Source organism: Lysinibacillus sphaericus (assembly GCF_001629735.1).
GTDB classification, from domain to species: Bacteria; Bacillota; Bacilli; order Bacillales_A; family Planococcaceae; genus Lysinibacillus; species Lysinibacillus pinottii.
In genome coordinates, this window is sequence record NZ_CP015224.1 from 1,427,205 (window position 1) to 1,439,269 (window position 12,065).

Consider the following 12,065-nt stretch of genomic DNA (forward strand, 5'->3'; position numbering starts at 1 on the left):
AGTGCTTTCTCCATCAAATTCGAAGAAAGTATTCATTTGAAAAATGAACTATTTATAATGCTAAATTGTTACTTGTGTAGAAATCGGAAAAGGAGGTGGGATTGTGGAACAAATTAGCAATGAAAGGGTCTTGTTTCAAACATATTATAAGGACGTCTTCAGAGCTTGCTATTACATGCTTCAAAATAAATACGATGCAGAGGACCTTTGTCAGGATGTATTTGCAAAAGCTTTGAGTGAAGATTTCCAATCTATACAAAATCAAAAATCTTGGTTACTTAGTATTTCTATGAATATGTCTCGAAATTATTTAAAGAAAAAGAACAGACTGCTATTAAAAGAAAACCTTGATTTCCTATCATTGATACGAGTTGACAATACCCAAAATATTGAGCGAACAATACAGCTCAATGAAAATAAAAGTGAGTTAGTCGACTTAATGAACAAACTACCTGTTCGTATACGGAAGGTAATGGTATTGAAATATGTGCATGATTGTAAAGATAGAGAAATCGCTGAAATTCTAAAAATACCTGAAGGGACGGTTAAATCGAGGCTTTTTAAAGGTAAAAAATTAACGAAAGAGTTTATCCAAGTAGATGAAAATTTGTTATTTGAATGGAGGGATCATCGTGAGTAATATGGACGATTTAATGAAAGAAAAAGTGAAGTACGATCAAGTAGATTATCCTACTGAGAATGAAATGTGGAGTAAAATCATCCGTAAACAACAAAATCATAATTTTAAAACTAAAAAACATAGCTATAAACCACAAGTTATATTAACCGTCATTATGTTCACAATTGTTTTATCAGCCACACCTGTATTTGCTAAATATACAACAGAAATCTTGGACTGGATGCGAAATATGAATAGATCAGGCATTATTACTTCTTTAGAAAATGGCTTTGGACAGGAAGTCAATAAAACTGTAGAAAACGAAGCTGGTTTATTAAATATCCATAATATAATTTCAGATCAAAATGGTACTACTATTAACTTTAGCTTAGATATTGATCATGAATATCCAATCGATGCAGCAGATTTTGAACAAGCATTACTCAAAATAAATGACGGAAAAGAAATAAAGCTGGAGACTAACGCAGTATATAATCAGGAAACGGATCAAATAGTAGGGATTCTACATACAGATGAGGGAATCCCGCACAACAGCAATGTTACACTTCAACTTGGAGGTGTAAAGGAGACACAGTTGAAAAGTGTAGAGTTAAAAGATGTGCTTCAATCGAATGCGTTCCCTGAAAAGATTACTATTAATCAAGATGGAATATCACATATAGAATTCACTTCAAATGAATATCAAAACGGGCAGTATACATTGGATTATCTTATTGATCTGGAAAAGTCCAATAACATAGAAAATGCATATTTATCTTATAAAATTCAAGGTGAAAACATTGCCAATTTTGGCGTTACTTATAAACGTCCACAACCAAATGTCATTAAAAGTAGTGATTCACTAGAGATACCACAAGAAATGGTAGAAAAATTAGGGGTATTTTTAAGTTATACTGATACAGTAAGCTATAAACCAGATACATGGAGCCTAGATTTCCAATACAATCAGGATCTTGCTAAAAAATCTACATTTGTTATGAATATAGACGAAAAAATTGAGATAGGCTCTCAGCAACTTCAATTTAATGAGCTTGTTATTACACCGAGTGAGGTAAAGCTTTATTTTGATAAAAAATATATAGATTCTAATTCTAATATAGCTCATTTCAACTATCGTCAGTTTAAATTACGAATTGGTGAACAAGAATTATCGGGATATAATTTTAAAGATTATATTTCTTTTGAAACACTGGGGCTTATAAAGGATATTACGAATAAAGAAATTTCTCTTACTTTAAATGATGCGAAGGTTTCTTATGAAGCTGGGAAGCAAGACAAAGTAGAGCTAACAAATATCTCTGAAGTTCCAAAGACTATCAATGCAGAATTAAACGGGTATCCCATTGATATTACCTACTATACGAAAGGTAATGATTTAATTGTTGAATCAGAAAGTAAGAACGAGCAATTTGGAGGTATCACACAAAATGTTATTTATGAGAATGGCAAAAGAATCTTTGCTGAAACTCGTTCTAATGACGGAGTGTTAAGAACACACAACCAAGTAGAAACATTTAAAAATATAAAAGAAAAAGATATTACATTAAACTTCTTCCTTTATACTGTCAATGAGGATCGAGCTAAAACTATTGTTTTACAGTAAATCGTTTGCAGTGTAACTTCTTTCAGCAAATGTTTTATGTAACGTAAGTGAAACGGCAGTTACAAATGTTTTATGTAACGTAAGTGAAACGGCAGTTACAAATGTTTTATGTAAGTCTTTTCGTAGCGAAAGTACACGACTGCTTGGTGTTTTATGGTAGATTAAGGAGACTGTGAAGAACTGTAAGTCAACTACATGATAATAAAAGGATGACTCATTTGAGTATAAAAAAAGCGTGTTTTGATTAATTCAAAATACGCTTTACTATTTCCTTGGTTGTTGTTTTCGAAAAGATTATTGCTTTTCAACGCTTAACGCATCTAAATGAGTGATTTTTGTTTGCTTTACTTGTGTTTATGTATTGAAAGCTTCGCCCCAAAAAGCTTTCCACGACCGCTAAATACAATACACCTGCATCTAATTGAGGAATTTCCTCTTTGAAAAAATCAACTGTTATGATTTCTTAACTAGATTTTGTGCTTTATATGCTTTGATAAATACTTTCCCTGTTGCCATACTAACTTTTGTTTCTATTCTTTCTGGTTTGTTGTAATAAAACTTTAGTTACGATATTATCTTTTCAAGAAATTTACAACAGTCGTTGCGAAAATTAGTATAAACCAATTTGACTGTTCAACAAACCATCACGATAGGTGCAGTTGTTGTCAATCCAATATTCAGCTAGGATTAACTAAAACGAGACAAATAAAAACACCTCAACACAATTTGCTTTGTTACAAACACCTTCTCCGGAGAATCTTGTTGAGTTCGTAGTGTTTCTATTCTCGAACGGATGTCCTTGTTGTTATAAAGTGTTGCTTTCGATACATAAGCTTCGCCAGACACACTATTAAAATTTATCCGTTCATTCGCTTTTATAAGCCTTTTAATTGCTTCATCTACTTTTTGATGTGTGTTAGCTAGACCTAAAAGAAAAAGGTCAACCAGAAAAAACTGGCTAACCTCATATTACAAACTTTGGCCAGATTTTGGAGGAACACTTTTCAACGGGATTTGATATTGTTGTTAAAATTCAGAGTGAGATTGTGAAGTTTCTCACTTAAACTAACAGGTCAGGTTAGTTGTATAATCTTTGGCTCATGCAGTTATAGCTGTATGAGCCGAAGAATAGTTAGTAGGGGGTAAAGATGGAGACTGTTTAATTTAAGTCGTTTGAAAACGAATGGAAATATCCGGAAAGGGAGGCTTGAATACAAAAGAGGCTTCTTATGTTGATTAACCTCTTTAAATAATTTTCTATCAAAGAAATCTATTGATTATTACTACTGTCTGTATGAACAATGATTTTCTGCTTCATTTTTTTTACTTCCGATTGACTATAAAAATAAAATAACAGCCAAACTAGTGCAAAAATTAATACATTAAATAGTAACAATAGAATCGTTAGTTTTATCGAAAATGTTGGAAGCCATTTTAAAGAAAAGGCGACAGCTATAAAGGTCCCTATAGCGATAAAAAAATGACAAGCACTTTGTTGTAAAAATGTTAAACGTTCTGTCCTATAGACGTATGAAGGTAGTATACAGGCAATGCCAACAGTAACTGATCCCAAAATTTGTTGTGGAAAATTAGATATAACAGCTTCTAAAAACAAATCCCCTTTCAACCAATATCCAATAAGATTTACAAAAACAAAAACTGTACAGCCCATACTTATTCCAAACCATAAATTCTTGAAAAAGTTCATGTACTTATACCCCCAAGCGCTCTTTAAATGATTTTTTATAATTGCGTGAAATGACTTCTTTTATTCCTAAAGTAAGCTCGATTTCCATTGTGCCATTAAAGGAAGCTTCAATATTTCTGATTTTTCTAGGATTAATGATGGCAGATTTAGAAATCCGAATAAATCCTTCCCCTAGTTGCTGCTCTAACTCGTACAAAGGTTTATTCATAAGTACACGATTACCATCGTCGCTATATAGTACTAAATCTTTGCCTTCCGTCCTAATAGCTATAACAGAATTAGGCTCGATAATATGTACTTTATTGTTAGCGGTCCCTGTTAAAATTTGTTGTTCTTCTTGTTGTAAGAGTGAGATTGCAGCCTGTATAGTTGGCGTTAATTTAGAAACGCAGATTGTTATGTAGGGTTCATCAATTTGTGGATCAATTTTTATGTCTATCTTCAACTCCATCACCTCTCTATAAAAATATACCATAAATTACAAATCGAATAATGCAGGTTGTCATCCATAAAAAGCATTTCACCTTTCAATAAAGACATGTTACATGTAACGTATTGTTGCTAAACTTTGATGTCGTTATATTAGGCCTTAGAAACATTAATTTAATATAAGGGGACAGTTAATATGAACGAGATCACAACGCTAAAAGAGCAAAGAAAGGCAGGATGGATATTAGCAAGCATATCAAGTATGCTTTCATTAAGTGTTATTTATTGGTATGTAACTAATCCTAAAAAATTTATTGAGAATGGGTTGGGCTATTCTCTGGAACTGCACTTGAACTTACCTATGTGGTTTTTCACTGCATTCATCGTAATCGGGTATATTTCCTATACAATTTCTGCAATACCTTTAGTAAAAAGCAATTTGTTTACATTTTCTTGGCTTAAATTGATTGGTATATGGGCTGCTATTGTAAGTGGAATAGTAGAAGAAGTCGTATTTAGACATTTGCTCATGGAGTATGTATTATCTATTGGATTTTCAAATCTTTCACAAGTAATAATCTCAGGAATTGCGTTTGGAATTGCTCATGGCGCATGGGTGTTATTGCGAGGAGAGATGAAAATTGCGCTTCCAGCAATTCTTTCAACGACAATCTTAGGTTGTCTACTTGCTATGCTCTATATTTATACTGGAAGGAGCACCTTTGCACCAATTGTAGCCCATATTCTAATCAATATGGTAATAGAGCCATGGTTGATGCTAGCTGCTATTTCAGGGAAATGGCAGCTAAATAAAAATTAATGGTAATAATTGAGAGGGATGTTGTGTAATTTCGCCTCTCGATATTAAATAATTTTATGGGAAAAGGTTATTTAATTTACCACTGTTAGCAAATTTGAAGATGGCTAACGGAGTGATTTAGTTCAACAAGCTATAAGCGATTTTAGGAATAAGCCCATATTTTAGTTATTCCATTAAAGGGAGCTTTACTTGAAGATCATTGAGCTGCATAATGTAGCTCTTTTCTCTTATTGAACTAACGGGGCAGTTTAGTTGAAGAAGAGGCTAATAGTATAGTGAAGCGTTATAAAAGTCACCCTATAAAAGGAGTTTATTAAAATGAGTATGGCAACCTATATTGGTTTGAATTTTTCAGTAAAACTTAATGAGTATTATACAAAGGATGAAGTTGAAATTGATTACGTTTTCTCAGATCAAGAAAATCGTAATGTAGTTAAACAGAAGCATTTTACTACGCCCTATATTTATGAAGTTTCTGAGAAAGGTAAGCCTATTTGGCAAATGAATGAATATCAAAAGATGCATTCACCACATAACTACAAAAAATCCAAAAAGACTTTTCTCTATTTATGTCACTTACTAAAAGAGTTACTTCCACAAGGTGATTATTGTGAAGTTTATATTTGTTGGTTGGGTGAAGAAGATGAAGAGCGGGAGGGTGATTTGAAAATTAACTTAAATAATCTACAGATTGATGCAATAGATATTTATGAAAAATACTTTATCCGCATAGAAAACTAAAGATTCAACTTAAAATAAAATTAGCCTTCTTTTTGTTGAACTTACTAAACTAACGAGGCATTTAGTTGAAGAGTGTTTTTTAACTTGTTGTTCAACCTCCGAGCCAGATTGTTGAATAACACAGTTGATGAGTTATGCCCAAAAATAGAATTAGATTATGAAGAATTATACTTAAATTAACAAGACAGAATTGTCTAATTCATGGAAATAAGTTAAATTCTAATGATAAATGTAAAATTTATTTTTACTAATTAAGTAAAATAAACTTATATGATAGATAGTAAATTCCAAATAGAGGTGGATTTATATGCCTAAAATTGACAATATGTTAGCAATTATATGGATGCTTAGTTCAGGTGAAAAAATTACTGCAAAACAAATTGCAGAAAAGTTAGAGATGAATATAAGGACTGTTTATCGTTATATTGATACACTTTCAACAAGTGGTGTACCAATAATTTCAGACACAGGACATAACGGTGGATATACATTATTAAATAATTTTATTGAAGTTCCTCTTTTTTTTGATTTTGAGGAGCAAACTTCACTATTCCACGCTGCTGTTTTTGCAGAAGAAGCCGGATATTATGGAGGTGAAGCACTAAATAGGGCCATTTCAAAACTAAGTAAATACTCAAATCAAGAGCAGGAAACAAAGATAAATCAACATTTAACTAGTCTTGAAGTAATAAGTCGATTAGGTTCACTCTCTCTGGAACCTTTTTTGAAGGAGTTGGAGCAGGCCGTAGCTGACGGGTACTCAGTAAAAATTCTTTACCATAAAAGTGGCGAAAAGCAATTAAATTATAGATTGGTCGATCCGTACAGAATTATCTATTGGAATAATAAGTGGTATGTGATTGGATTTTGTCATCTTAGGAATGATATCCGTAGTTTTAGAATTGATCGAATTGAAAGTCTAATGCTAACCGAAAATAAGTTTAACCGGCCAGAAAATTTTTCAGCAAGTGACTTTTTTATGAAAAACCTCCTTCCAACTATAGAAGATAAGGAAGGGATTACTTCTTTAGTTATTAATGGGAATACAGGGACGTTGGGAGATATTTGCCAACATTGGTTTTTAGGACATTATTTACAAGAACGTACTTCTAATCAAGCAGTATTTCTTCTTGAAAAGGATATTATACATACATATGTACCATATTTACTTTTACCGTATGGTAAATCTATTCAAGTTATTGAGCCAATAAGTCTTAAGAAAAGACTTATTGAAGTTCTGTCGGAATTAATAAAATTTCATCAAGTATAATACAACTTCCCTGACGTTAGGTGTCAGGGAAGTTGTATTATACTAGGCATATCAATTCGGATAGGAGAGTTATTTAATGCAAACAAAAAAAGTTTATCTTTATGTTTTTAATACAATGTCAGACTGGGAATATGGATATTTAATTGCTGAACTAAACTCAGGGAGATATTTCAAAAAAGATTTAGCCCCATTAAGAGTAGTTACAGTAGGAGCTAATAAAGAAATGATTACTACAATGGGAGGACTGAGCATACAACCAGATATTTCTCTTGATGAATGTACGCTTAAGAGTAAAGATCTTTTAGTCTTACCTGGTGGGACTACTTGGAGAGAAGATATTCATCAACCGATCTTAAGAAGAATTGGCGAAGCTTTAAAACTTGGTACTATTGTTGCTGCAATTTGTGGTGCAACTGAGGCTCTTGCGAATATGGGATACTTAGATTCTAGAAAACACACAAGCAATGACTTAGAGTATATTAAAATGGTCTGTCCTAATTATAAAGGAGAAAAATTTCATGAGATGGGACCTGCGGTATCAGGTGTGAATTTGATTACTGCATCAGGGGTAGCACCTCTAGAATTTACTATGGAAGTACTGAAAAAATTAGATGTATTTACACCTGACACATTGCATTCATGGTATAACCTAAATAAGACTCATAAAACTGAATACTTCTTCCAGTTAATGAATTCAATAAATAGCTGATCTAAAAATCAACTTAGCAGTTTTATATTAGTTCAAATAAAAACCATGCTTTAGACACAATGTCAAAGCATGGTTTTTGTATATTACTTAAATATGTTTATGTAAGTAAATATGGTGAAGAGGCTCTGCAGGATAAACGTGGTCGTAAGAAAGAAGAACAGGAGTTAACAGCTGAAGAAAAATTCAAGCTAGAAATGAAACGTTTAGAACGTGAAAATGAACGATTACGTGAGAAAATGCCTTTTAAAAAAAGTTGGAAGAACTCGAAAGGAGGAATCGTTAACAAGCGTTCGTTTACAAAATAAATATAGAGCGATTCAAGAGTTACATGCGAAAGAAAATCTGCCAGTAATCCTTTTATGTGATATTGCCGGTTTATCTCGTGCTGCCTATTATAAATGGCTACAACGTACGCCAACAGTTAGAGAGCTAGAGAATAAAGCGATTCTTCAGGATATCCAAGCTATTTATCGACAAGTCGAAGAAATTTATGGATATCGAAGAATGACTTTAAATATCAATCGTAAATACAATAAAAAGCTCAATCACAAACGTATTTATCGATTAATGCAAATAAGTGGTTTATAATCCGTGATTCGTCGAAAAAGAAAGCGATATGTTTCTTCACCTGCACAACATGTCGCTGAAAATCGATTAAATCGTGAATTTACTGCAAGAAAACCCAACGAAAAATGGGTAACAGATGTGACGGAGTTCAAATTAGGAAATGGAAAGAAAGCTTATTTAAGCGCTATTCTAGATCTTTACGATGGCTCTATTATCAGTTATGTATTGGGGCATTCAAATAATAATGAATTGGTATTTAAGACGTTTGATTTAGCAATGCTTACTTTAAAAGATGGAGAACAACCGTTACTTCATAGTGATCGTTGCTATCAGTACACACCAAACATTTGAAGCGTTACAACAAGCGATTGAGGATTATATCCAGTTTTACAATAACGATAGATACCAAGAACGATTAAACGGCTTAAGCCCATTAGAATACAGGGCTAAAGCCGCTTAAAAGCTTTTTATTATTTCCACTGTCTACTTGACAGGGAGCAGTTCAAATATAAAGGCGTGGTTTTAAATCGTTTGATTGAATTCCTCTTCATGATTCTACAATGCTATTCATCAATTTTGTATCCGATACCTCTTACTGTTTTAATATAGGGTATATTTAACTTTTTTCTTATATTTTTTATATGGGCATCAATCTTCCGTGTTTCTCCTGAATATTCATAATCCCAAACCTTTTGTATAATGGTATTTCTAGTAAGAACCTTTTTCTCGTTACGAAGTAGTAGCTGTAAAATTTTAAATTCTTTTGTGGTTAACTGTATTTCCTCTTTATTTACATAAACTTTAATTCTTTTACAATCAACTTGAAGTTGATTAAAATACAAATAATTTTCGAGATTTGTATTATTGCTTCTTCTAAGTACTGCTTGTACTCGTCTAATCAACACATGAAATGGAAATGGCTTAGTTATGTAATCGTTAATCCCAGGATCAAAGCCTTTTATTTTACCTAGTTCTTCTTCTAAAGCAGTTAGAAATATAATGGGTATATTAAATTGACTGCGAAACATTTTGACCACTTCATACCTTTTGGGCATTTTTATATCGAGGAGAATCAAATCATAGGATTGGGATTTTAGTCTCTTTATTCCCTCGTCTGCATCAGATACTACTTCTACATAATAATTATGTGTCATCAAAAACTGCTTAATTAATTCTTGAACTTTTAAATCGTCTACTACTGCAAAAATTTTATAGTTCATTTGATATCCCCCTAGTTTGACATTATAACCACGCTATCTGTAGTTTATGTGGAGAAACCTAGATTTTCTACAAAATTACTCATTTAAAATAGGTGGTAGTGGTTTTTAAGAATGATTCAATGTCCCGGATCAATTGAAAAAGGTACTTTTGCAATAGAGAGACAAAAGTACCAAAACGCTATATTTAGGGTTTTAAAACCACTTTAATACAGTCTTCCTGTTTTGTATCAAATATTTCATAACCATGTTTTGCTTTTTCAAGAGGGAGGACGTGTGTAATGATATCACCTGCGTTCACTTTATCACCTGCGTTCACTTTACCATCTGCGATTAAGTTATAGACATGAGGCATGATATGAACAACTAGGGCTTGTCCAGTACGAATCGCTACATTACGCTGGAACATATCTCCGAGTGGGAAGGCGTTGTATCGACCTCCATATACACCTGTAATTTGGATAGTTCCTCCTTTACGTACAGCTTGACTGGCTGTGACGATAGCTCCCATAGCACCACTTTGAAGTTTTACGCCACTTGAAAGAAATTCGAGAGGCGTCATTTTGAAAGAGGGGGAGTAGGGGAAATTCAGGTATGGGGGAATGAATAGTTTTAATAAGAAGATTGTCCATATTAAGTAGTTAAAATAGACTTATACAATAATTATAAACAGAACTTGAAAGCATATATCTTTGTCAACGGTTGGATCGGGTTGTTGGTAGTAGCCTATCCAAATTGAATAAAAAGCGAAGGGAAATCATTGTTGGTATTTTGCTTATGTAATAGAGTTCATTACTGTTCGATAATATTGTTCAAAAATTTATTATGCAAGCAGTACGTTAGTATGTAATTAAACCTGATACTATTCTACATTAAAAGATGGAATCAAAGCGCAATTTATCAAATAAAAAGAAAAAAATTGACCGAACTGAGGTTACACCCAGATGTTGTTTACTAAGTCCTTTTTAGCGAATCTGTTTTTGCATTATACTTTTGATATATGGGTGGCTCCAACAAATCAAATCCTGAAAGCACCATTTGACCAATGATGCCATATTGCAAGCAACAACTGAAACAATAGAGATTCTAGCTAAACTTAATCTAAGAATGAGAGACTTTAAAATAAGAAATATATCCTGAGAAAACAAGACTATTTAGGATAAGGAAGAGAGGTACAATAGTGTAACCTTATTGGAGGTATTAAAGTGTAAGTTACTCCGGAACTCTTCAGTGCCCCCCCACGCTTACTGCAAATCATTACCCCATCGGGTCCCAGATTGCTTAACATACAAAGTTACTCCATTAAAAACTTCATAATTACATAAAAAAATGTGTCATTTGATGAAGAATTTTATTTTTTTACTGCTCTAATTAAGTATTATCACGTTGATTTCAATATTATTTATAATACAAAGTGTGAAAAAGTAAGAAAAACCCCACATTATGAGCCTCTTTTGAGTATGTTTATGGACAATTTGTAAAATACTGTGAAATCTAATAAACTATTAATAAATAAATTATTAGGATGTGATTCTAGAATAAAAAGAAAATATGTATCTAGTGGATTAATAATGTTACTTTATTAGGTAGTGGTCTTATTCCTAATATTGTCAAAGCTGCTGAAGTTCAAGAGCATAAAAATAATATTCTAAATATGGAAAACACAGGTCCACAAGGAGCCGATTCCACCCATAGCTGGTTTTATACCATATCTTCGTACTCCTGTATTTGGTGAAGATGTTGAATACTCTGGAATAAATTTCAAACAAAATAATGTTACAAATGTGGTACCTATATTTATGGGAGAAAATACTTTTATAAATAATTCAGAGCAAGAACAGACATTTAATATTACTTCTTTTAGTGAATCAATTACCAAAAGTACATCCACTTCCATAGAAAGTGGATTCAAATCATCCATTACTACAAAAGGCAAAGTTGGTATTCCTTTTGTAGCAGAGGGTGAGGTATCTGCAATCCTTGAATTTAATTTGTCCACTACAATTAGTACAACAAGCACCATTACTGCCAATTCACAAGCTGTTAAAGTTCCACCAAATAAAATATACAGGCATTTGTCGAAACAAAAATAATTCCTATAAACTAAAAAACATTGTAAATCAGTGCTTATTTATTCTTAGTTCTATTATTTGTGTTTGATAACATCGAAAGTTATGGGGCCTTCACCTCGTTCACTACGGTTTTAGTTTAGACGCTACCATTATACTGAATTTGGGGAGTTGCCCATCAGTATGAGGTATAGTACTAAGTATGTAAATTCTCTGCTCTTATTTCCGTTCAGTTTCTGTTATAGTTTTTCCACAAAAGGTTAATATCTTTTAATCATGTCTTGTACAGTAC

13 protein-coding genes and 2 pseudogenes are annotated in these 12,065 nt (G+C 32.5%); 10 read left to right on the forward strand and 5 right to left on the reverse strand.

Annotated elements, in window-relative coordinates:
• Positions 1 to 103 precede the first annotated feature (103 nt).
• Both A2J09_RS07015 and A2J09_RS07020 read left to right on the forward strand, forming a co-directional pair.
• Positions 104 to 640: an RNA polymerase sigma factor gene (locus A2J09_RS07015; RefSeq protein ID WP_036161640.1), complete on the forward strand. Its 537-nt coding sequence runs from the start codon at positions 104 to 106 to the stop codon at positions 638 to 640.
• Position 641: 1 nt separating this feature from the next.
• Positions 642 to 2,243 carry a DUF4179 domain-containing protein gene (locus A2J09_RS07020; RefSeq protein WP_012294428.1) on the forward strand — a complete coding sequence of 534 codons (1,602 nt, stop codon included), beginning with the start codon at positions 642 to 644 and terminating at the stop codon, positions 2,241 to 2,243.
• 759 nt (positions 2,244 to 3,002) lie between these two features.
• Here A2J09_RS07020 and A2J09_RS24135 read toward each other — a convergent pair.
• The 3 genes and pseudogenes from A2J09_RS24135 to A2J09_RS07030 all read right to left on the reverse strand — a co-directional run.
• A pseudogene (locus tag A2J09_RS24135) lies at positions 3,003 to 3,191 on the reverse strand (DUF6262 family protein); the annotation flags it as partial.
• Positions 3,192 to 3,513: 322 nt separating this feature from the next.
• Complete coding sequence (locus A2J09_RS07025) at positions 3,514 to 3,951, reverse strand: DUF3021 domain-containing protein (RefSeq protein WP_080695195.1); 438 nt, start codon at positions 3,949 to 3,951, stop codon at positions 3,514 to 3,516.
• A gap of 4 nt (positions 3,952 to 3,955) precedes the next feature.
• Positions 3,956 to 4,402, reverse strand: a complete 447-nt coding sequence (locus A2J09_RS07030) for a LytTR family DNA-binding domain-containing protein (RefSeq protein ID WP_012294430.1) — start codon at positions 4,400 to 4,402, stop codon at positions 3,956 to 3,958.
• A gap of 174 nt (positions 4,403 to 4,576) precedes the next feature.
• On the opposite strand from A2J09_RS07030, the gene A2J09_RS07035 reads away from it, so the two are divergent.
• The 7 genes from A2J09_RS07035 (at position 4,577) to A2J09_RS24630 (ending at position 8,947) form a co-directional block, all read left to right on the forward strand.
• Entirely contained in the window at positions 4,577 to 5,200 is a 624-nt protein-coding gene (locus A2J09_RS07035; RefSeq protein WP_012294431.1) for a CPBP family intramembrane glutamic endopeptidase, read from the forward strand.
• A 318-nt stretch (positions 5,201 to 5,518) separates the two neighbouring features.
• Complete coding sequence (locus tag A2J09_RS07040; protein ID WP_036161646.1) at positions 5,519 to 5,941, forward strand: hypothetical protein; 423 nt, start codon at positions 5,519 to 5,521, stop codon at positions 5,939 to 5,941.
• A gap of 307 nt (positions 5,942 to 6,248) precedes the next feature.
• Positions 6,249 to 7,211 (forward strand): helix-turn-helix transcriptional regulator, encoded by a 963-nt coding sequence (locus A2J09_RS07045; protein WP_012294433.1) that lies wholly within the window; start codon positions 6,249 to 6,251, stop codon positions 7,209 to 7,211.
• Between the two features lie 76 nt (positions 7,212 to 7,287).
• Positions 7,288 to 7,920, forward strand: coding sequence for a type 1 glutamine amidotransferase family protein (locus tag A2J09_RS07050; RefSeq protein WP_012294434.1), 633 nt, complete (start codon positions 7,288 to 7,290; stop codon positions 7,918 to 7,920).
• Positions 7,921 to 8,136: 216 nt separating this feature from the next.
• Entirely contained in the window at positions 8,137 to 8,508 is a 372-nt protein-coding gene (locus A2J09_RS22850) for an IS3 family transposase (protein ID WP_081112813.1), read from the forward strand.
• Between the two features lie 3 nt (positions 8,509 to 8,511).
• Entirely contained in the window at positions 8,512 to 8,838 is a 327-nt protein-coding gene (locus tag A2J09_RS22855) for an IS3 family transposase (protein WP_012294436.1), read from the forward strand.
• Positions 8,780 to 8,947 (forward strand): IS3 family transposase, encoded by a 168-nt coding sequence (locus A2J09_RS24630; protein WP_080695197.1) that lies wholly within the window; start codon positions 8,780 to 8,782, stop codon positions 8,945 to 8,947. The genes A2J09_RS22855 and A2J09_RS24630 overlap by 59 nt, the downstream gene beginning before the upstream one ends.
• 103 nt (positions 8,948 to 9,050) lie before the next feature.
• On the opposite strand, the gene A2J09_RS07060 is transcribed toward A2J09_RS24630, so the two are convergent.
• Together A2J09_RS07060 and A2J09_RS07065 are read right to left on the reverse strand one after the other, a co-directional pair.
• Positions 9,051 to 9,707, reverse strand: a complete 657-nt coding sequence (locus tag A2J09_RS07060; protein WP_012294438.1) for a response regulator transcription factor — start codon at positions 9,705 to 9,707, stop codon at positions 9,051 to 9,053.
• Positions 9,708 to 9,891: 184 nt separating this feature from the next.
• Positions 9,892 to 10,269: pseudogene (locus A2J09_RS07065) on the reverse strand (glutathione-dependent formaldehyde dehydrogenase); the annotation flags it as partial.
• Positions 10,270 to 11,458: 1,189 nt separating this feature from the next.
• Here A2J09_RS07065 and A2J09_RS22865 point away from each other — a divergent pair.
• Positions 11,459 to 11,797 (forward strand): ETX/MTX2 family pore-forming toxin, encoded by a 339-nt coding sequence (locus A2J09_RS22865; RefSeq protein ID WP_258858680.1) that lies wholly within the window; start codon positions 11,459 to 11,461, stop codon positions 11,795 to 11,797.
• Positions 11,798 to 12,065 lie beyond the last annotated feature (268 nt).